Source organism: Brevundimonas sp. FG128, from assembly GCF_057809775.1.
Window position 1 is genome coordinate 407,896 of sequence record NZ_JBMDKP010000001.1, and the last position, 19,289, is coordinate 427,184.

A 19,289-nucleotide genomic window follows, 5' to 3' on the forward strand; every position below is an offset into this window, starting at 1 on the left:
ATGCAAAGTCACGATGTGACAAAGTGACATCAATGCGCTGCGCGGTGCTGTGTCATTCGTGACTGTCGCGTGTTCTTGTCTCCGAGACGGCGGCTGCGGCCGCGCCTTTCAGAGACCGAGTTCGACCATGACCACCTTCGCCGATCTGGTGCCTTCGCCCGCCGGCCGTTTCGACGGCATCGAGCGCCCCTATACGCCGGAGGACGTCCTGCGCCTGCGTGGCTCGGTGCCTGTCACCCATACGCTGGCGGAGCGCGGCGCCAACCGCCTGTGGCAGCTGCTGCACGATGAGCCCTTCATCAACGCCTTGGGCGCCGTCACCGGCAACCAGGCCATGCAGATGGTCCGCGCGGGGCTGAAGGCCATCTATCTGTCGGGCTGGCAGGTCGCGGCCGACGCCAATACGGCCGGCGCCATGTACCCGGACCAGTCGCTGTACCCGGCCAACGCCGCGCCCGAACTGTGCCGCCGCATCAACCGCACCCTGCAACGCGCCGACCAGATCGAGCACGCCGAAGGCGGGGCCAAGCGCGACTGGTTCGTGCCCATCGTCGCCGATGCCGAGGCCGGCTTCGGCGGCCCGCTGAACAGCTTCGAGATCATGAAGGCCTTCATCGAGGCGGGCGCCGCCGGCGTCCACTTCGAGGATCAGCTGGCGTCCGAGAAGAAGTGCGGCCACCTGGGCGGCAAGGTCCTGATCCCGACTCAGGCGCATGAGCGCAATCTGGTCGCCGCCCGTCTGGCCGCCGACGTCATGGGCACGCCGACCATCACGGTCGCCCGCACCGACGCCGAAAGCGCCCAACTGATCACATCGGACATCGATGAGCGTGATCAGCCTTTCATCGACCGCGACAACCGCACGCCCGAGGGCTTCTTCCGCCTGATGGAAGGCACGGGCCTGGATCACTGCATCGCGCGTGGCCTGTCCTACGCCAACATCGCCGACCTGCTGTGGTGGGAAACCAGCCACCCGGATCTGAGCGACGCGAAGAAGTTCGCGGAGGCCGTGCAGAAGGAGCATCCGGGCAAGCTGATGGCCTACAACTGTTCGCCGTCCTTCAACTGGAAGGCCAAGCTGGACGACGCCACCATCGCCAAGTTCCAGCGCGAGCTCGGGGCCATGGGCTACAGGTTCCAGTTCGTGACCCTGGCCGGCTTCCACAGCCTGAACAACGCGATGTTCGAGCTGGCGGACGGTTATCGCGATCGCGGCATGGCGGCCTATTCGGAGCTGCAGCAGCGCGAGTTCGCCAACGAGGCCATCGGCTACACCGCCACGCGCCACCAGCGCGAAGTCGGCACCGGCTATTTCGACCAGGTCGCCACGGTCATCTCAAACGGCACGTCCTCGACGACGGCGCTGAAGGACTCGACCGAAACCGCCCAGTTCACCCACGCGGCTTAGCAGGAAAGGAACCGCCCAAATGGAACCGCTGACCCGAACCGAAGCTATCATCGACTTCTGCCTGGCGCCCCTGGCGCTCGACGCCGGCACGGAGGCCGAACGCGAGGTGCGCCGTCGCATGACGCATGTGCTGCGGACCTATCAGGCCAAGGTCGCCAATCCGATCGCCGTGGACTTCTCGTCCATGCCATCCCAGGTGATCAACGAGGCGGCGCACGGTTACGAATAGGCCCTTTGCCTAAAGAAAAAGGCCTGCTCCGAGCGATCGGAGCGGGCCTTTGTTCGTTCGGCTGATCTCAGCGTGTCGGCGGGGTGGTGTTCAGGGTCGCTGTCGGCGACTGAGCCGGAGCGGGCGTCTGCGCCGCAGCGGAGGGGGCCAGGGTGACGACCGGGGTCTGTACAGCCGCAGCGGCGGGCGGAGAGCCGGTTTCCTGCGGATCGCCGACGACGATGGTGGTGATCTGGGTCGCCTCGGTCGCGCAGGTAGCCAGATCGCGGCTGATGTGGCGGCCCAGGCAGAAGATGTCCTCATAGCTGGGGCGCGAGGCGGCCAGGCACTGGAACAGCATCAGCTTGGACATGTTCAGGCAGAACTCGCTGTTCGGCTCCTGAACCAGGGCCTCGGTATTGGCGCGCGCCTCGTCGCCGGCGGCGCCGAGGGCGGCCAGGGCGGCGATGGCCAGCGAGCGAACCACGGCCGGCGTATAGGGCGGCGACTTGCGCGATGATTCGACCGTCAGGCCCGTGCCGGTGTTGGCGGCGATGAACAGCAGGGCCGATTCCTCGGCCGAGGGCAGCATGGTGACCGCCGACAGGGCCTTGGCGCTCTCCAGCCGGATTTCGCGGTGAGGGATCGGCGTGATCGCCCAGCTGCGGCGCGGATCGCTGCGGCCCTGGATCGTATAGGCGTCTTGTTCGACCGCCTCGGCGATGGCGCGCATGACCGCCGCATCCTTGCCGATCGTGCTGGCGATCAGGCCGGCCGCCGCATCAGCGCCCGGCAGGGTGGCGGCATAGGCCGGGTCGGCGACGATCTGCGCCACCATCTGCTGACGCTGAGCCGGATCGACGGCGTATTGGCGCACGCCGGCCAGAAACTCGGGCGATTGCAGGGCGATGATCGAGCCATAGGCGATCAGGCCGCGCGACAGCTGGTTGGGGTCATAGGCGGCGCCCTTGCGGATGGCGGCCTGGATCGATTCGGCGTCGGGGAAGCCGCCGGGCTGGATGGTGCGAGCCTCGCGCAGGAAGGCGACGTAGATCGACGCGGCCTCGGCGACGCCCTGGTTCAGCGACACGGGCGGGGGCTTGCGGGCCGCCAGTTCCGCCGCAAGCCGCTGGGCTTCCAGCTCAGCCTTCGACGGTCCGCTCTCGCAGCTTGCAAGCAGGACGGCGGCGGCTAGGGCGACGGCGGAGAGGCCGCGGCTCAGGTGGGCCGATTTCATGGAAACATCCTCAGGGCGATTACGGGCACAACAGCGCCAACACTCTTGGCCCTTATAAGGCGAACCGTATGGTTACCCGAAGGTTAATCGAACAGCTTTGAAACCGATTCCTCGTTCGCAATCCGTCGGATAGCTTCACCAATGAGCGGCGCGACCGAAACCGTCCGGATTTTCTTGCAGTTCAAAACTTCGTGGGGTTGTTCGATGGAATTGGTGATCACCAGTTCCTTCAGCGGTCCGTCGGTGATGCGCTGGACGGCCGGGCCGGACAGGACGCCGTGGCTGATATAGGCCGAAACCTCCGTCGCGCCCTGGTCGATCAAGGCCTTGGCCGCATTGACCAGGGTGCCGCCCGAATCGACAATGTCGTCGAACAGGATGCAGCGGCGACCTTCGACATCGCCGATGATGTTCATGACTTCGCTCTCGCCCGCCTTGGGGCGGCGCTTGTCGACGATGGCCAGGTCGGCGTCCAGACGGCTGGCCAGCGAACGCGCGCGGACCACGCCCCCGACGTCGGGCGAGACGATCATCAGGTCGTCGCCCCGGGCGTAGTGTTCCTTGATGTCCTGCGCCAGCACGGGCGTGGCCACCAGATTGTCCGTGGGAATGTCGAAGAAGCCCTGAATCTGGCCGGCGTGCAGATCCATGGTCAGCACCCGGTCGGCGCCGGCGCGGGTGATCAGATTGGCGACCAGCTTGGCCGAGATCGGCGTGCGGCCGCCGGTCTTCCGGTCCTGACGGGCGTAGCCGAAATAGGGCATGACGGCCGTGATCCGTCGCGCCGAGGCCCGCACCAGGGCGTCGGTGATGATCAGCAGCTCCATCAGGTTGTCGTTGGCCGGATAGGATGTCGATTGCAGGATGAAGACATCCTCGCCGCGCACGTTCTCCTCGATGACGGCGAAGACCTCGTTGTCGGCGAAACGCTTGACCTGGGCCTTGGTCAGCGGGGCGTCCAGGTGGTCGGCGATGGCCTGGGACAGCGCACGGTTGGAGTTGCCTGAGAGCAGCTTCATCGGCCGGTCATCCTTTCGCCGTCATCCGACCCCCATGAACGGCGCTCGGTTGGCGCGCTCTTTACCAGTGGAGCCGGGCAGGGCAAGTCGTATGCGGAGATTTACTCGGCATGGCGCGCTCCGGTCACGGGTGCTAGAGATCGCCGCGTTGGTTTACGAGGGAGCGGCCGCAGGCCTTTCCTTCACACGTCATGGGGTCGTCCTTGTCCGTTTCTAAGTTCCGTTCCGGCATGGTGCTGATGGCGGCGGCGCTCGCCGCGATGACGATTTCAGGCTGCGCGGGCAAGGCCCGGCCGCGCCTGGCGTATGAAGAGCGTCCCGTCGAGGCCCTGTACAACACCGGCTATGACCGTCTGCAGCAGCACCGCTGGTCCGACGCCGTCGACTATTTCCAGGAAGTCGAACGCCAGCACCCCTATTCGGACTGGGCGCGCCGCGCGATCCTGATGCAGGTCTACGCCTACTATCAGAACAACAGCTACACCGACGCCATCGCGGCGGCCGACCGTTTCATCGCCCTGTTCCCCGGCAATCCGTCGGCGGCCTACGCCTTCTACATGAAGGCGGTCTGCAACTTCGAACAGATCACCGACGTGGGGCGTGACCAGGGCTACGCCAACGCCGCCCTGGGCGGGCTGCGCGATGTGGCGCGGCGCTATCCCGGCACGCCCTACGCCACCGACGCCGCCGTCAAGATCGACATGGTCAACGACCAGCTGGCCGGCAAGGAAATGAACATCGGCCGCTACTATCAGCGCGCCAACCAGCCGCTGGCGGCGGTGAACCGCTACAAGGCCGTCATCGCCAACCCCGACTTCCAGCGCACTTCGCATACGCCGGAGGCCCTGTACCGTCTGGTCGAGGTGAACCTTCAGCTGGGCCTGAAGGAAGAGGCCACCCGCAACGGCGCCGTCCTGGGCTACAACTATCCCGGCAGCCCCTGGTACGCCGAGGCCTACGCCCTGCTGACCGAGAACGGCCAGCAGCCGGAGAAGTCGCCCGAGGGCAAGCGCGAGAGCTGGCTGCAGCGGATCATCCCGGGCTGAGGCCAGGTGGTGGGCTGAGGGTCATGCATAAGCGCCGCCCTGCGCTGGGCGACGGACCGAAATTCTTGATTTGTTCTTCGCCGAGCGGCGCTAGAGTGGCGGTGATGTCGAATCGCGTGCGCCCATGCTGACCGCTCTTTCCATCCGTGACGTCGTTCTGGTCGACGTGCTGGATCTCGACGTCGAGACCGGCCTGACCGTGCTGACCGGCGAGACGGGGGCCGGCAAGTCGATCATTCTGGACGCCCTGGGTCTGGCGCTGGGCGGACGCGGCGACGCGGGGCTGGTGCGCAACGGCGCGAAACAGGCTGTGGCCACCGCCGTTTTCAGCGCTCCAGACGATCCCGACCTGCTGGCCCTGATCGCCGACAAGGGGTTCGAGGTCCAGCCCGGCGAGGAGCTGATCCTGCGCCGCGTCCTGGGCGCCGACGGCCGCAGTCGGGCCTATGTCAATGATCAGCCGGCCGGTGTCACCGCCCTGCGCGAGATCGGCGCCGCCCTGGTCGAGGTGCATGGACAGCACGAGACGGTCGGCCTGCTGGACTGGCGCACCCATCGGGGCTCGTTGGATGCTTACGGCGGGCTGCAACCGCAATTGCTGGCGGTGTCCGCCGCCTCGACCAAGCTCAAGGCCGCCGAGGCCAAGCTCGCCGAGCTGAAGGCCCAGGCCGCCGACGCCGCCGCGCGGGTGGAGGAAATCAGCCTCAACCTGTCTGAACTGGACGCGCTGGATGCCCGCGCGGACGAGGAGACGGAACTGGCCGGCGAACGCGCCCTGCTGGGCGCTGCCGAAAAGGCTATCGCCGACCTGTCCGACGCTCGCACACAGCTGGGCGGCGACAAGCTGAACCAGAAACTGGGCGCCGCGCTTCGCGCCGTCGAACACGCCCGCCAACGCGCCGGCCAGGCGGGGGCAGAGGGCGACCACCCGGTCATCGTCAAACTGTCGGCCGCCGTCGAAGCCATCGACCGCACCATGGTCGAGGCGGCCGAGGCCGTCGCCGCCGTGGACGCCGCCGCCGACGCCTTCGATTATGAGCCGGGCCGCCTGGACAAGGCCGAGGAACGGCTGTTCGCCCTGCGCGCCGCCGCCCGCAAGCTGAACACCACGGTCGACGCCCTGCCGTCGTTGCGCATCCGCCTGCGCGAGCAGTTGCGCCTGATCGAGGACGGGGAGGAGGCCCTGGCCAATGCGGGCCGCGAGGCCGCTGAGGCCGCCGAATCCTATGATTTGGCCGCCACCTTCCTGACCTCGGCGCGCGAGGCGGCGGCCGAGCGCCTGACCGCCGCCGTCATGGGCGAACTGGGCCCGCTGAAGCTGGAGCGCGCCCGGTTCCGCGTCGCTCTAGAGCCGATCGAGGGCCGGCGGGGCCCGGACGGGGTCGAGACCGTGCGCTTCCAGATCGCCACCAACGCCGGAACCGACTTCGGCCCGCTGGACGCCATTGCGTCCGGGGGCGAACTGGCCCGTTTCGCCCTCGCCATGAAGGCGGCCCTGGCGAGCCGCGAGGACATGCGCCAGCCGGTCATGATCTTCGACGAGGTCGATCAGGGCGTCGGCGGGGCCGTCGCCGAGGCCGTCGGCTCACGCCTGAAACGCCTGTCCACCGGCGCTCAGGTCTTGGTCGTCACCCACAGCCCCCAGGTCGCCTCGCGCGGTCACGCCCACTGGAAGGTGATGAAGGCCGACCGCGACGGCCTGACCACAACCACGGTGGTGGCCCTAGACGATGCGCGCCGTCAGGAAGAGATCGCGCGGATGCTTTCGGGAGCGGAGATCACCGACGAGGCGAGGGCGGCGGCGCGGGCCTTGATCGGTTAGGGCCCGAGGATGCCGCCTGACCAAACCGTCAACGCAGGGCGGTCGCGATACCTCCTAAGGTGTTGCGCAGCGCCGTGACGCGACGGCCTGCTGCAGGATCGGCGACATCGGAGGGAAGGGCGCTCGCCAGCGTGGTCAGCCTGGCGGCCAGGGCGGCGTCCTTACTGCCCGACGACACGGGCGCCGCCGCCTGGGCTAAGGTCGTCGTCAGGTCCGCCAGGATCTGGGGCGTCAGAGCATTCTGCCGTTGCAGTTGATCGACATAGGCCTGGGCGACCGTCGGGTGCGCCGGCCAGGTCACGGGGAACTGCTGTTGCGGATTGAAGACGCCGCCCTGGTTCGCCAGGCCCGCTGCTGCGATCTCGGCCTCGCTCAGCGCATCGCTCGGCTTGAGGGTCAGCACATCCAGGCCGCGCACGATCTCGGTTCCGTAGATGCGGCCGCCGTACCAATAGGTTGACCAGTAGCCACCCAGTACGGCGTGTTCGCCGTCGATCGGGCCGCGGTCGAAATAGGCGATTTCTGTCGGGTTCGCCGAGTCGGTGAAATCGACCACCGACAGCCCGCCCTGATACCAGGCCTGCACGAAGAGATCGCGGCCCGGCACCGGGATGATCGAGCCGTTATGGGCGACGCAGTTCTCCTGGTCGGTCTGTGCGGCGGGCAGCTTGTAATGGCTGCGGTATTCCAGCTTGCCGTCGACGATGTCGTAGAAGGCGTCCGCGCCCCAGTTCGTCGGATCCTGCACGCGGCAACGGGGCCGGGCCCCGCCGCCCCATTCATCGGTGAACAGGACCTTGGTGCCGTCGTTGTTGAAAGTGGCCGAGTGCCAGTAGGCGAAGCCCTTGTCCGACACCACGTCGATCCGCTTGGGCTCGCGGGGATTGGAGATGTCGAAGATCAGGCCATTGCCCGAGCAGGCGCCCGCCGCCAGGTTTCGCGACGGGAAAACGGTGATGTCGTGACAGTGGTCGGTGCGGCTGGTGGTCTGGGTGCCTTCGCCATGGTCCCCCCCCAGCCACAGGCCGGCCAGTCGTCCGGTCGCCTCGTCGGCGAAGACGCCGGGGCTGTCGATGATGCGGGCGCGGGACGGCTGAGCGAGCGGAATCTCGATCACGTCGACGCGGAACAGGGCCGTGCGGTTGTCGCCCGTGGCTGCAGCGATGCAGCCCTCCAGCTCGCGCTCGTCGCGAACCGAGGCGGTGCCGGAGTTATAGACGATGACCCGCTGGTCGTTGGCTGAAACGACCGAATGGGTGTGTGAACCGCGGCAGGTCTGAACCTGCCCGACCTGTTGGGGCTGGGCCGGGTTGCTGATGTCGAAGATGCGGAGCCCGCGGAAACGATCGGGGCTGACGTCCTCGCTTATGCCTTCACGGCCGCAGTCGACACGCGCTGTCGTCTGCTCCACCGACATCAGCAGCAGATCGCCGACGATGGAGACGTCGCCTTGGCCGCCCGGGCAGACCACCGAACTGATCAACTGCGGCGTTTCCGTCTCGACGAGGCGATACAGGTTGAAGCCATGATAGTTGCCCACCGCCATCAGATCGCCCGAGAAGGCCATGTCGGTGTTGGCGAAGCTGAGGAACGGCGACCGCTTGCCGACCTTGTCGGCGGGATCCTCGCTGCGGGCCGTGGCTTCGTCCTTGGTCTCGGCCGGGATCGGCGGCGGCAGGCCGGCCGGATTGCTCTGATCGTAGAAGCCGGCCGGCTTGGGCAGGCTGGCCACCAGCGTTAGGTTGCTGATCGCCTGGCCCGCGTCGCGGAACCCTGCGGTCAGGCTGGAACGCGGATCGTCCGCCATCTCGCGCGACAAAGCGGTCATGCGCCGGATTTCACCCTGCTGCTCGTTCTTGACGTCGTTGATGAACTCGAACAGCACCGGATCATAGGCCGACCCGGACCGCTCGAGCAGATGATCAACCATCTGCAATGCACCGTCATGGTGCGCGATCATCCGTTCCAGGAACAGGCGATCGAAGGCGGGGCCCTCGGCGGCGGCCAGCGCCTCCATCTGCTCCGGCGTCGCCATGCCGACCATTCCGGCGTGACCGTGCGCCGGGGCTGGCTGGGCGTGGTGCATGGCGTGGGGATCGCCAGCGGGATCGGGGGCGGTCTGGCCGCGCTCCTGCAGCCAGCGCTGCATGAAGGCGATCTCGTCGGCCTGGGCGACGTTTATACGTCCGGCGACATCTATCAGCGCTTGCCGGTTCGTGCGGTCCTTCACCAGGGCGGCCATCTGTACGGCCTGATGGTGGTGGACGATCATGTCCTGCATGAAGCGGACATCGTCCACCGAGAAGCGATTGTCCGCGATCCGAGTGGCGTCGTCCGCCGTCAGGGCGCGGGACGCCTGGCCCGGTGCGCCGGGCTGGACGATCGGCGCTTCCTGAGCCCAGGATTCGCCGGCGGCGGCGACCAGGCAGATGACGGAACAGCCAACCAGAAGGCGGGCGGCGACGGCGGACCGAATGGACATTTGAGTTCCCCCTCAGATGTGAAGGAGACATTGAAGGACGGGTTCGCCCTTCAATGCAAGGGAGAGTGCGGCGGGGACGCCGACCAATCCGGCGCTCAGACCCCCAGGATCCAGCCTTCTTCGCCTTCGACCTGCGCGATCAGCTCTGGCGTGGCGTCCTTCGGCGGGCCGAAGGCCTTGGCCAGGTCGCCGGCCTCGTCCATGCGGGCCAGCGCCTCGGCGGTGGAGCGGACCTGCGCCTGGTCCTTGAACTCGCCGGGTTCGGGCTTGGTCTCGTGCATGGACGGCCAGACCTCGACGACCAGGGCCGAGAGAGGCTCGACGTCGTCGGGCGTCAGTTCGCGCCAGCCGGTGCCGAAGGGCCAGACGGCGCCAGACGGGCCGAGGTTTTCCAGCAGGCGTCGCACGGCCGGAATGCCGACCAGGGTCTGACCGCCGACGGCGCCCGCGCCGTGCATCTGCCACACGCTCTTGGGCTGAAGCCGGCCCTTGCGGGCGGCGTTTTCGGTGGCGCGGAATTCGGGAATGTCGGCGCCCGCGCCTGCCCGTTCCTCAGATTTTGGCGGCTTGGTGGTGGTCAGCCAGCGCTGCGCCTGTTTGGCCGGCGCGCCCCACAGCGGCCAGGCCTCGTCGGTCATCAGCCGGTTCATCTTGGCCGCGACCTGATAGCGGTTGTTGGTGTTGTCGGCCTTGTCCACCACGTTGGCGGCGATGAATTTCCACATGGCCTGCCAGGGCGCCTGTCCCGAGGCGACATCCAGATTCAGCCGTTCGGCTGTGCCGACCGGATAGCCGAAGTTGAAGTCCAGCCCGACCAGCACCCGGTCGCCGCGCTTTCTGTGATCGGCCAGGATCGACGCCAGCAGCGCCTCGCCCTCGGCGCGCGTGGCGACATTGTGCGTCTCGGCATACAGGCGAAACCGCACGTCGCGCTTGGCCACGCCGATCCACAGCGAGGTGTCGCCGAGCTTCTTGGTCTCGGCGGCGGTCCAGTCGGCGACGACATAGGCGTCGAATAGGCGGGCCAAGGCGGCCTCCCATGAAAAGGCGTGTCAGTTGGAATGAGTGGGGCTTCTAACGCTCCATCGCGGCGACCGGAAGGCCCCGCAGCATCTCAACCCTTCAACAGGGCTTCCAGATGCGACAGCCAGCGCCGCCCCAGGCGAAGCGCCTCGCCGGGCGAACTGGTCTGGGCGGCCAGGGCGGCGTCCCACAGGGCCAGCTCGAACTCGGGGTGGCGCGCGTCGGCGAACATCAGGCGCAGCACCACCTGTTCTGCGTCGGGGGCCAGAACGTCCAGCGACTTGCGCGCCTCGCCCCGACGAACGCGGGCGACGACATGGCCGTCCACGATGATCTCGCCGCCCTCGACCTCCTCGAACCCATAGGCCAGGCCGTGGCTGCCGTTGGCCCACAGGACGACGACCTGTTCGATGTCGAAGTTCAGGGCGCAGGCGCGGCCTTCGCCGGGGGACATGGCCTCGACCTCGGGCGTCGCGCCCAGCGCCTTCAGCAGGGCGCGGCGCAGGCGACGCGGCGGCTCCATCCACCACGACAGCGACAGGGCCAGGGTCGTCAGCAGGGCCGCGCCCAAGGCGATCAGCAGAACCACCCGCAAGGCGTCGGCCATCGGTCTCAGAGCTCCAGATCGATATCGACCACCACGGGCACGTGGTCGCTGGGCTTTTCCATGTCGCGGGCGTCGCGGTGGGTCTCGATGCCCCGGAACCGGTCGGCGGCCTGGGGTGACAGCAGGGAGAAGTCGATGCGGATGCCGTGGTCGCGCTGCCAGGCGCCGGCCTGATAGTCCCAGAAGCTGTAGGTCCCCGCCGGCTCGCCGCCGACCTCGTGCGCGTCGGCGAGGCCGAGGTTCTTGAGCGCGCGGAAGGCCTGGCGGCTCTGGGGCTGGAACAGGGCGTCGTCGGTCCAGGCGGCCGGGTTCTTGGCGTCTTCCGGCTCGGGAATGACGTTATAGTCGCCGCACAAGGCCAGCGGCTCCTCGAAGGCCAGCAGGTCGCGGGCGTGGCGGTTCAGGCGCTCGAACCAGGCCAGCTTGTAGTCGAACTTTTCGGTCGCGATCGGATTGCCGTTGGGCAGATAGATGGACGCCACCCGGATCGGCCGGGGCGTCTCGACCACCGCTTCCAGATAGCGAGCCTGTTCATCGGCCTCGTCGCCCGGCAGGCCGCGCCGGATGTCCGACAGCGGGTATTTCGACAGCATAGCCACGCCGTTATAGCTCTTCTGGCCGTGGGTCTCGACATTGTAGCCCAGGCTCTCGAAGGCCTCGCGCGGGAATTTCTCGTCCACGCATTTGATCTCCTGGAAACAGGCGACGTCGGGGGCGGCCTGCTCCAGCCACGCCAGCACGGTGGGCAGGCGGGCGTTGACCGAGTTCACGTTCCAGGTGGCGATGCGCATGACGGCGACGCTAGGCTGCGTCACGGTTTCGGAAAAGAGGGGCGCGCAAACAAAAGGGCCGCCGGATTGCTCCGGCGGCCCCAAGGCTTGGTCTGGTGTCCGCTTACGGGCGGCCGCCGGCCGGGGCCGGAGCGGCGGCCGGAACCGGCGTCAGGGTGCAACCCCCGCCGATGCGCTGGGCGATGGCGCAGGGATAGACCTGCTGGGTCAGGTTGTCCTTGACGCGGACGATGAAGCCCTCGCCCTCGGCGGCGCATTTCGCCTCGATGAACTCACCGTTGGCGTTGCCGCCCATGTACTTCAGCGCCGTCGGCGCGCAGGCGGAGGCGTCGGTGCCGGCCAGCAGTTTGGCGACGTCGGCGATCTGCTCCTCCTTGGTGGTGAACTTGCACGTGTAGCTCTGGCTGGCGAGCTGAAGGCACGAGACCTTGGTGAAGGTGTCGCCGGACTGTTCGAGACGATAGCCGTCCGTGCCGTCGCAGCCGACTTCATACAGGGTCGCTCCGGCCGAAGTCTTGCCGATCGCGAGGCTTTCGTTGATCGCGCACGGCACGCCGGCGCGGGTCGCATAATCGGTCATGACGGCCGTCAGATTCTGGTTGGCGGGCAGGGTGCACAGGCTGCCGACTTCGGCGGCGGGATCCTTTTCGCGCGCGGTGCGGGCCTGGCTGTCCAACAGCAGGCAGTTTTCGCCGGCGGGCGGCGTGCTGGCCTGGATGATATAGCCGGGGCCAGTCGAACAGACGGCTTCGTATAGCTTCATCTTCTCGGCCGTTTCGCCCAGAAGCTTGGCTTCGGTCACGGTGCACGGCGCGTTCATTGCAGTCAGGGCCGCCTGGGCTGCGGCCAGATTTTCCTCCGGCGTCGGTTGCGCGGCGGGCGCTTGCGAACGCCGTCCGCGGGACTCGCGGTTCGCGGTTCTTGCTTCGCGGTCGTTGCGCTCTTGGACTTCTTGCGCGCGGCTCTGTTGCGCGAAGGCGGCGTCGGCGGCGCCGGTGCAGAGCGCCAGGGCGCCGAGCGCGACGATGATGGACTTTCTGATCACGTGGGACCTCTCGAAACGGGAATATCGAAGCCATGACTTCCGAATTCGACGGGGTCAAGGCGGTCGGCCGTCTCTGGACGCGCGTGGGGAAGGCGGTCTAGAAACTGGGAAGCGTTTTTATTGGAGACGGACTTGGGTGACGGCGGACAGGATATCGGCGCCAAAAAAAGCGTGATCTACGCATCGTCGTCGATCCCCCAGGCCGGCGAGACCACGGCCGTGGCCGATGGCGTTCTGTGGCTACGCTTCGCCCTGCCTTTTCAGCTGGATCACGTGAATGTTTACGTCGTCGCGGATGGCGATGGCTGGACCGTGATCGATACGGGGTTGCGGACGACGGCGACCGTCGAGGCCTGGGAGACCGCGCTGTCCGGCGCCCTGAGCGATCGACCGATCAGGCGATTGATCTGCACCCACATGCATCCGGACCATATCGGGTTGGCGGGTTGGCTGTGCGCGCGTTCAGGCGCGATGCTGTCCATGTCGCGGACCGAGTATCTGACCGGACGCACCCTGGCTGCGGAGGCGGCGGGCGATGCGCCGGCGGAAGGCGAGGTCTTCTACCGGGCCGCGGGTTGGGGCGATGCGCAGATCTCGACTTGGCGAGAAGGTTACGGCGGCTATGCAAAGGGCGTTTCGCCTATGCCGAGAGCGTATCGACGCCTGGAAGACGGCGACCTCCTGACGATCGACGAGGATGTCTGGACGGTGGTGGTCGGGGCCGGCCACAGCCCGGAGCACGTCTGTCTTTGGCGCAGACGCGACGACCTCTTCATCGCCGGGGATCAAATCCTGCCGCGTATATCGTCCAATGTGTCGGTCTGGCCGACGGAGCCGGACGCCGATCCCCTTGGCGACTGGATGGCCTCGTTGGGCAAGCTGCGAAGCCTGTTGCCCGAACACACCCTCATCCTGCCCGCGCATGGCGAGCCCTTCTACGGGGTTCACGCCCGGCTCGATGCGTTGAAGCGCGGGCATGAGGTGGCGTTGAAACGGCTTGAGCGGACCTTGCGTCAACCGTCTAGGGTGATCGACGCCTTTCCAGCCGTCTTCGGGCGGACGGTGGGCGACGGGGTGCTGGGCATGGCCACGGGCGAGGCCCAGGCGCACCTGAACTATCTGGAACGACGCGGCCGCGCGACGCGGACGCGCGACGAGCACGGCGTCGACTGGTGGACCGCCGTCGAACAGGACGAGGAAACGACGTGAGCGAACATATCCGCAGCGAACTGGCCGACGGCGTCCTGAGCGTCACGCTGGACCGGGCCGACAAGAAGAACGCCATCACCCAGGCCATGTATTCGGCCCTGGCTGAGGCGACCGAGCGGGCGCGGACCGACGATACGGTGCGGGTGCTGCTGCTGCGCGCCGAGGGCGACAGCTTTTCGGCCGGCAACGACATTCAGGACTTCATCGCCCTGGGATCGCAGGGGGCGGGACCGGGCGAGATGCCGGTGTTCCGCTTCCTGAAGGCCCTGGCGGACCTGGACAAGCCGGCGGTGGCGGCGGTGAAGGGGCGGGCGGTCGGGATCGGCCTGACTATGCTGCTCCACTGCGACCTGGTGGTGGTGGCCGAGGACGCGCTTCTGTCCGTGCCTTTCGTCAACCTGGCCCTGGCGCCCGAGGCGGCGTCCAGCCTGCTGCTGCCGGCTGTGATCGGTCATCAGCGCGCGTTCGAACTGTTCGCGCTGGGCGAGCCGCTGGACGGCAAGACGGCCCTGGCCTGGGGCATCGCCAACCGCGCGGTCCCGGCTGATCAGGTCGAGGCCACGGCGGCGGACCTGGCGGCCAGGGTGGCGGCGCGCGCGCCCAACTCCATCCGCAAGACCAAGCGGCTGATGCGTGACGCGGAAGGCCTGTGGGCCCTGATGCAGCGCGAGGGCGAAGCCTTCGGCTCGCAGATGAAGAGCCCCGAAGCCATGGAGGCCTTCATGGCCTTTACCCAAAAACGCGCGCCGGACTTTTCCAGGATCGGCTGACCGTCACAAGGCCTTGCCTTGATTTGGCGCGGCTTTGCTTCTAGGTGCCCGCGCTCCAGTTGGAGCGCCGATGTCGCACGCCCTCGTCATGTCCGCGGATCACGGCCGCATCGAAGCCGAGACGCCGGCCGACGCCGAAGGCGTCGACGCCTTGGTCATGGCCGCCTTCGGACCGGGCCGTTTCGCCAAGACCGCCGAGCGATTGCGCGAAGGATCGCGTGCGGTCGTGGGCTTTGTGGCGCGGCGCGACGGAGAGGTGATCGGCTCGGTGCGACTGTGGCCCGTGACGGTGGGCGAGACGCCGGCCCTGTTTCTCGGCCCTATCGCGGTCGATGCGGACCGCCGCAGCGACGGCCTGGGTGCGGAACTGGTCGAGGCCTGTCTGCACCGTGCGCAGAGCCTGGGTGTCGGCGGGGTGCTGCTGGTCGGCGACCAGGCCTATTTCCAGCGTTTCGGCTTCGCCCCGGCGCCGGATGCGATCCTGCCGGGCCCGGTGGATCGTCGGCGCGTGCTGTGGTTGGAGACGGGGATCGACCAGGTTTCAGGGCCGGTTCGCATCGGCTGACTCTTCCCCGCACAGTGCGTGGGGCCTAAGTCAGTCGCATGGATGAGCGCAAATCAGGACTGAACGCCGTCGCGGAGGCGGCGAAACAGGCGCCGGGTCGCGGCCTGCCGCCGGTCCATCTGTGGAATCCCGACCACTGCGGCGAGATCGACATTCTCGTCCGCGCCGACGGCGTCTGGATGCACGAAGGCTCGCCCATCGGCCGCAAGGACATGGTGCGACTGTTTTCGACCGTGCTGAGGAAGGACCCGGACGGCTATCACCTCGTCACACCGGTCGAGAAGCTGAAGATCCAGGTCGAAGACCTGCCGTTCCAGGCTGTGGCGATGACGCGCGACGGCGACGACCTGGTGTTCACGACCGATGTCGGGGACGAGGTCCGAGCGACTGAGGCCGACCCCATCGTGGTCGAGACCGATCCCACGACAGGCGAACCGGCGCCCCGCATCCATGTGCGACGCGACCTGTGGGCGCGGATCGCGCGCCCGGTCTTCTATGAACTGGTCGAGATGGCCGAAGAGGTCGAGGGGCGGCTGGTCGTGCGATCGGGTGGTCGGGCCTTCTCGCTTGGGGCGCTGACGTGAGCCTGGAGACGCTGAGAAGCCGGCTGGTCGAACGGCTGGCGCCGGTCGAGACTTGGCGGCCGGAACTGGTTGCGGCGCGGTCGGACTTCGATCTGAACCCCCAGGCGACGCGCACGGCCAAAGAGCTTCGGCCGGCGGCGGTGCTGATCCCCGTCGTGGCGCGGCCGGAGGGAGCGACGGTTCTGCTGACCCGGCGTGCCGACACCCTGGCGCGGCATACGGGCCAGATCGCCTTTCCCGGCGGGCGGCTGGATACGGGCGAGAACGCGGTCCAGGCGGCGTTGCGCGAGGCGGACGAAGAGGTGGCGCTGAACCCGGCTGCGGTTGAGGTGCTGGGCCTGTCCGACGCCTATGAGACCGGCACAGGCTTTCTGGTGACGCCGGTGATCGGCTGGTTGCGCGAGGCGCCGGTCACGACGCCCTCGCCGGACGAGGTGGCCGAGGTGTTCGAGACGCCCTGGGACTTCCTGATGGACGCCGCAAACCACAGGCGCGACTTCTATGACATGGACGAGGGGCTGCGGCGGTGGTTCTGGGCCATGCCCTGGGGCGAGCGCTACATCTGGGGCGTGACGGCGGGAATCCTGAAGGCTCTGCATGTGCGGCTGTACGGCGACGAGCCGGCCCCCGAGGTCGCGGCGGACGAGGATGCGGCGGACGAGGATGCGGCATGAGCGTTTCGATGGCGGGCCAACCGTGGCTGGAGGCCTCGGCCACCCATGCGGTGATGGCGGCGCTGGAGGCGGCCGGCGGGCCGGGCTGTGCGCGTTTCGTCGGCGGCTGCGTCAGGAACAGCCTGCTGGGCCAGCCGGTGGACGACATCGACATCGCCACCCGGCTGAGGCCGGAACAGACCATGGCGGCGCTGAAGGCGGCGGGACTGAAGGCCGTGCCCACCGGGGTCGAGCACGGCACGGTGACGGGTGTGGCCGAACGGCGTCCCTACGAGATCACGACGTTGCGCCGAGACGTCGAGACGGACGGGCGCCGCGCCGTCGTCGCCTTCACCGAGGACTGGGCCGAGGATGCGGCGCGGCGCGATTTCCGCCTGAACGCCCTCTATGCCGATGCGGCGGGGGTGGTGTTCGACCCGACCGGCGGCGGGCTGGACGACGTGGCGGCGGGGCGGATCGTCTTCGTCGGCGAGGCGGAGACGCGCATCCGAGAAGACTATCTGCGTATCCTGCGCTTCTTCCGGTTTTACGCCTGGTACGGGCGGGGCGCGCCGGACGCGGTCGGGCTGGCGGCCTGTGCGACGTTGAAGGCGGGCATGGCGCAGCTGTCGGCCGAGCGGGTGTCCAAGGAGCTGTTGAAACTGCTGGCGGCGCGCGATCCGGGTGCGGCGGTGCGGGCGATGGCCGAGACGGGCGTGCTGGCCCAGGTGCTGCCGCAGGTGCAGCCCTTGCCGCTGTTCGAGGCGATGTGCGGTCTGACAGACGATCCGGTGATGCGGGTGTCGGCTTTGCTGCCCGCCGATGCAGCGGCAGTGGTCGGGATCGCGAGCGCTCTACGTCTGTCGAACGCCGTGCGGGACAGACTAAAGGCGGCGGTCGGCGACGGCGCGGCTGTATCGCCGCGCATGAGCGACGCCGAGGCGCGGGCGGCGATCTATCGGCTGGGACGCAGGGTGTTCGAGGATCGCCTGAAGCGCGCCGAGGCGGCCGGCGAAGGCGACGGGGCGCCGTTGCGGGCGCTGGCCGCCGACTGGACGCCGCCGAAGATGCCGGTCGGCGGGCGGGATCTGGCGCGGCTGGGCGTCGCCGCAGGGCCTGAGACCGGCCGGCTGATCAAGGCGTTCGAGGACGGCTGGGTCGCCGACGACTTCCCGATCGACGGGCATGAGGCCCGGCTGAAGGCGCTTATTTCGGCGACTGCGCGCGGGTGAACTCGGTGACGACCGGGCGGTGGTCGGACCCCGTCGGCTGGCCCAGACGGCGGACGATCAGGGCCAGATCCGGCGAGCGATACACCTGATCGATGGTGATGCCGGCGAAGGCGGGCGCCTGGCTGGGCCAGGTGCCGGGCCAGGCAGGCGCGGGGATCAGACCCATGTCCGACTGGATCTGGCGGCCGATGCGGGCGCTCGAGACGCTGTTGAAATCGCCGGCGGCGATGACCGGATGATCCGGCGCCGCCTTGCGACGCTCGGTCAGGGCCATGACCTGCGTGATCTGGCCCCACTGATACTGGTAGGGCCAGGGCCGGGTCAGGTGGACGCCGAAGACGTTGATCGGTCCGATAGGTGTCTGGACGATCGCCCCCACGGCGCTGAGGCCATCGTTTCTATCGGGCAGTTGCGTGAGGATGGGATAGCGCGAAGCGATGATGGAACGCGCATGATCGCCCGGTCTGCGTGTCCGACCGATGGCGGTGCGATGGGGATAGCCGGCCAGCAGCGCGTCGATCCGCGCGGCGGGCGCCTCGCCCACCTCGACCAGCACCAGGATGTCGGCGTCGGCCGCGACGATGGAGCGGCGCATGGCCGCCACGTCCGTGTTCCAGACCCACAGATTGGCCGAATAGACCCGCACGATGGGCTGGTCGGGGACGGGAACGCCCTTCCTGGGCGTCCACTGGGGCCAGACCGCGACGACCAGCACCAGACAGGCCAGCCCGCCGATGATCGAGGCGGGCCATAGCCGCAGGATCAGACAGGCCAGCGTCGCCACGACGGCCGCCAGCAGGACCGGCGACGTGAACTGGGCCAGGATATCGACCCAGCGATGACCTATGCCGCTCAGGGCCGCGATCCCGAACATCGACAGGCCGACGAGCAGGGCGCCGACCGTGGCGTTGGCCGCCAGCTTGAGCAGAGACATCAGGGACTTGCCTTCTGTGGTGAACGCGGATCGCTGTGCCGCGTTAAGGCGACGCTTTGGAGGACGACATGGCCAAACGGTCAATCCGGGATATCGAAAACATCTGGTCCAATGTCGAGGGCGTAAAGAAGCTTTCCGACCGGGTGATCGGCGTCGGGCCGTTCGGCCTGGGGCTCGACGCCATGCTGACCTGGGTGCCGGTCGTGGGCACGGTCTATACGGTCGGGACCGGCGGTTGGCTGATGCTTCAGGCCGTGCGGGCCAAGGCGTCGCCCTGGGCGCTGGCGCGGATGGCGGCCTATATGGCGTTCGACACGGCGACCGGCGCGGTGCCGATCGCCGGGGACGTGGTGGACACCTTCTTTCCCGGTCAGCTGATGGCGGCCCGCGCCCTGCAAAAGGACATCGAAAGCACGCACTGGGTCGAGGACACGGAGGCCGACGCCCGCGCCCGCGGCGACCACGAGCGTCACGAGGCCACGGTTCGCGACGACCGCAAGCTGAAGCGGATCGTGTATCTGCACGACTGAAATACGCGGGTTGAAAGGGCTTAAGCCGCATATCTCGCCAAAGAAAACGACGACAACACAAATGCTTGTAAGATGATGTAGGTCATCTTCCGGCCTGAGTTAGAGCCGCGCCCAGACTGATCTC

19 protein-coding genes are annotated in these 19,289 nt (G+C 67.8%); 11 read left to right on the top strand and 8 right to left on the bottom strand.

All coding sequences use genetic code 11. From position 1 onward, the window contains the following. Window positions 1-127: 127 nt before the first annotated feature. Window positions 128-1,408, top strand: a complete 1,281-nt coding sequence (gene aceA, locus ACODSC_RS02050) for an isocitrate lyase (RefSeq protein WP_488811348.1) — start codon at window positions 128-130, stop codon at window positions 1,406-1,408. A 19-nt stretch (window positions 1,409-1,427) separates the two neighbouring features. Continuing rightward, on the top strand, window positions 1,428-1,637 hold the full coding sequence (locus tag ACODSC_RS02055) for a hypothetical protein (protein WP_488811350.1): 210 nt from the start codon (window positions 1,428-1,430) through the stop codon (window positions 1,635-1,637). A gap of 67 nt (window positions 1,638-1,704) precedes the next feature. On the opposite strand, the gene ACODSC_RS02060 is transcribed toward ACODSC_RS02055, so the two are convergent. Next, window positions 1,705-2,853 (bottom strand): hypothetical protein, encoded by a 1,149-nt coding sequence (locus ACODSC_RS02060; RefSeq protein ID WP_488811352.1) that lies wholly within the window; start codon window positions 2,851-2,853, stop codon window positions 1,705-1,707. A gap of 83 nt (window positions 2,854-2,936) precedes the next feature. Beyond that, window positions 2,937-3,872 (bottom strand): ribose-phosphate pyrophosphokinase, encoded by a 936-nt coding sequence (locus ACODSC_RS02065; protein ID WP_488811354.1) that lies wholly within the window; start codon window positions 3,870-3,872, stop codon window positions 2,937-2,939. A 191-nt stretch (window positions 3,873-4,063) separates the two neighbouring features. Here ACODSC_RS02065 and ACODSC_RS02070 point away from each other — a divergent pair, with 191 nt between their 5' ends. Both ACODSC_RS02070 and recN read left to right on the top strand, forming a co-directional pair. Next, window positions 4,064-4,918, top strand: coding sequence for an outer membrane protein assembly factor BamD (locus ACODSC_RS02070; RefSeq protein ID WP_488811356.1), 855 nt, complete (start codon window positions 4,064-4,066; stop codon window positions 4,916-4,918). A 124-nt stretch (window positions 4,919-5,042) separates the two neighbouring features. After that, window positions 5,043-6,740 (top strand): DNA repair protein RecN, encoded by a 1,698-nt coding sequence (gene recN / locus ACODSC_RS02075; protein ID WP_488811358.1) that lies wholly within the window; start codon window positions 5,043-5,045, stop codon window positions 6,738-6,740. Between the two features lie 28 nt (window positions 6,741-6,768). Here recN and ACODSC_RS02080 read toward each other — a convergent pair whose 3' ends face one another. From ACODSC_RS02080 to ACODSC_RS02100, 5 genes are all read right to left on the bottom strand, one after another. Further along, window positions 6,769-9,222 carry a DUF305 domain-containing protein gene (locus ACODSC_RS02080; RefSeq protein ID WP_488811360.1) on the bottom strand — a complete coding sequence of 818 codons (2,454 nt, stop codon included), beginning with the start codon at window positions 9,220-9,222 and terminating at the stop codon, window positions 6,769-6,771. Window positions 9,223-9,317: 95 nt separating this feature from the next. Continuing rightward, complete coding sequence (locus ACODSC_RS02085) at window positions 9,318-10,250, bottom strand: cobalamin biosynthesis protein CbiG (RefSeq protein ID WP_488811362.1); 933 nt, start codon at window positions 10,248-10,250, stop codon at window positions 9,318-9,320. 86 nt (window positions 10,251-10,336) lie between these two features. Then, window positions 10,337-10,852: a hypothetical protein gene (locus ACODSC_RS02090; protein WP_488811364.1), complete on the bottom strand. Its 516-nt coding sequence runs from the start codon at window positions 10,850-10,852 to the stop codon at window positions 10,337-10,339. A gap of 5 nt (window positions 10,853-10,857) precedes the next feature. After that, on the bottom strand, window positions 10,858-11,643 hold the full coding sequence (gene xth, locus ACODSC_RS02095; protein ID WP_488811366.1) for an exodeoxyribonuclease III: 786 nt from the start codon (window positions 11,641-11,643) through the stop codon (window positions 10,858-10,860). 103 nt (window positions 11,644-11,746) lie between these two features. Further along, entirely contained in the window at window positions 11,747-12,688 is a 942-nt protein-coding gene (locus ACODSC_RS02100) for a hypothetical protein (RefSeq protein WP_488811368.1), read from the bottom strand. Window positions 12,689-12,859: 171 nt separating this feature from the next. On the opposite strand from ACODSC_RS02100, the gene ACODSC_RS02105 reads away from it, so the two are divergent. The 6 genes from ACODSC_RS02105 (at window position 12,860) to ACODSC_RS02130 (ending at window position 17,701) form a co-directional block, all read left to right on the top strand. Beyond that, a complete protein-coding gene (locus ACODSC_RS02105) occupies window positions 12,860-13,897 on the top strand; it encodes an MBL fold metallo-hydrolase (protein ID WP_488811370.1) in 1,038 nt (345 codons plus the stop codon). Then, a complete protein-coding gene (locus ACODSC_RS02110; protein ID WP_488811372.1) occupies window positions 13,894-14,667 on the top strand; it encodes an enoyl-CoA hydratase in 774 nt (257 codons plus the stop codon). Before ACODSC_RS02105 ends, ACODSC_RS02110 begins: the two co-directional genes overlap by 4 nt. 70 nt (window positions 14,668-14,737) lie before the next feature. Continuing rightward, on the top strand, window positions 14,738-15,232 hold the full coding sequence (locus ACODSC_RS02115) for a GNAT family N-acetyltransferase (RefSeq protein WP_488811374.1): 495 nt from the start codon (window positions 14,738-14,740) through the stop codon (window positions 15,230-15,232). Window positions 15,233-15,270: 38 nt separating this feature from the next. After that, window positions 15,271-15,816, top strand: coding sequence for a DUF1285 domain-containing protein (locus tag ACODSC_RS02120; RefSeq protein WP_488811376.1), 546 nt, complete (start codon window positions 15,271-15,273; stop codon window positions 15,814-15,816). Then, a complete protein-coding gene (locus tag ACODSC_RS02125; RefSeq protein ID WP_488811377.1) occupies window positions 15,813-16,490 on the top strand; it encodes a CoA pyrophosphatase in 678 nt (225 codons plus the stop codon). Before ACODSC_RS02120 ends, ACODSC_RS02125 begins: the two co-directional genes overlap by 4 nt. Further along, on the top strand, window positions 16,487-17,701 hold the full coding sequence (locus tag ACODSC_RS02130) for a CCA tRNA nucleotidyltransferase (RefSeq protein ID WP_488811379.1): 1,215 nt from the start codon (window positions 16,487-16,489) through the stop codon (window positions 17,699-17,701). Before ACODSC_RS02125 ends, ACODSC_RS02130 begins: the two co-directional genes overlap by 4 nt. On the opposite strand, the gene ACODSC_RS02135 is transcribed toward ACODSC_RS02130, so the two are convergent. Then, window positions 17,676-18,635 (bottom strand): endonuclease/exonuclease/phosphatase family protein, encoded by a 960-nt coding sequence (locus ACODSC_RS02135; RefSeq protein ID WP_488811381.1) that lies wholly within the window; start codon window positions 18,633-18,635, stop codon window positions 17,676-17,678. The genes ACODSC_RS02130 and ACODSC_RS02135 overlap by 26 nt on opposite strands. Before the next feature lie 68 nt (window positions 18,636-18,703). On the opposite strand from ACODSC_RS02135, the gene ACODSC_RS02140 reads away from it, so the two are divergent. After that, the gene (locus tag ACODSC_RS02140; RefSeq protein WP_488811383.1) at window positions 18,704-19,165 is read left to right on the top strand and encodes a DUF4112 domain-containing protein; all 462 of its coding nucleotides are present in this window, start codon (window positions 18,704-18,706) and stop codon (window positions 19,163-19,165) included. Window positions 19,166-19,289: the final 124 nt, after the last annotated feature.

Excerpts from the sequence above, each read along its gene's own strand:
- aceA (WP_488811348.1), top strand. The coding sequence starts at position 128 with ATGACCACCTTCGCCGATCTGGTGCCTTCGCCCGCCGGCCGTTTCGAC.
- ACODSC_RS02055 (WP_488811350.1), top strand. The coding sequence starts at position 1,428 with ATGGAACCGCTGACCCGAACCGAAGCTATCATCGACTTCTGCCTGGCG.
- ACODSC_RS02060 (WP_488811352.1), bottom strand. The coding sequence starts at position 2,853 with ATGAAATCGGCCCACCTGAGCCGCGGCCTCTCCGCCGTCGCCCTAGCC.
- ACODSC_RS02065 (WP_488811354.1), bottom strand. The coding sequence starts at position 3,872 with ATGAAGCTGCTCTCAGGCAACTCCAACCGTGCGCTGTCCCAGGCCATC.
- ACODSC_RS02070 (WP_488811356.1), top strand. The coding sequence starts at position 4,064 with ATGGGGTCGTCCTTGTCCGTTTCTAAGTTCCGTTCCGGCATGGTGCTG.
- recN (WP_488811358.1), top strand. The coding sequence starts at position 5,043 with ATGCTGACCGCTCTTTCCATCCGTGACGTCGTTCTGGTCGACGTGCTG.
- ACODSC_RS02080 (WP_488811360.1), bottom strand. The coding sequence starts at position 9,222 with ATGTCCATTCGGTCCGCCGTCGCCGCCCGCCTTCTGGTTGGCTGTTCC.
- ACODSC_RS02090 (WP_488811364.1), bottom strand. The coding sequence starts at position 10,852 with ATGGCCGACGCCTTGCGGGTGGTTCTGCTGATCGCCTTGGGCGCGGCC.
- xth (WP_488811366.1), bottom strand. The coding sequence starts at position 11,643 with ATGCGCATCGCCACCTGGAACGTGAACTCGGTCAACGCCCGCCTGCCC.
- ACODSC_RS02115 (WP_488811374.1), top strand. The coding sequence starts at position 14,738 with ATGTCGCACGCCCTCGTCATGTCCGCGGATCACGGCCGCATCGAAGCC.
- ACODSC_RS02120 (WP_488811376.1), top strand. The coding sequence starts at position 15,271 with ATGGATGAGCGCAAATCAGGACTGAACGCCGTCGCGGAGGCGGCGAAA.
- ACODSC_RS02130 (WP_488811379.1), top strand. The coding sequence starts at position 16,487 with ATGAGCGTTTCGATGGCGGGCCAACCGTGGCTGGAGGCCTCGGCCACC.
- ACODSC_RS02135 (WP_488811381.1), bottom strand. The coding sequence starts at position 18,635 with ATGTCTCTGCTCAAGCTGGCGGCCAACGCCACGGTCGGCGCCCTGCTC.
- ACODSC_RS02140 (WP_488811383.1), top strand. The coding sequence starts at position 18,704 with ATGGCCAAACGGTCAATCCGGGATATCGAAAACATCTGGTCCAATGTC.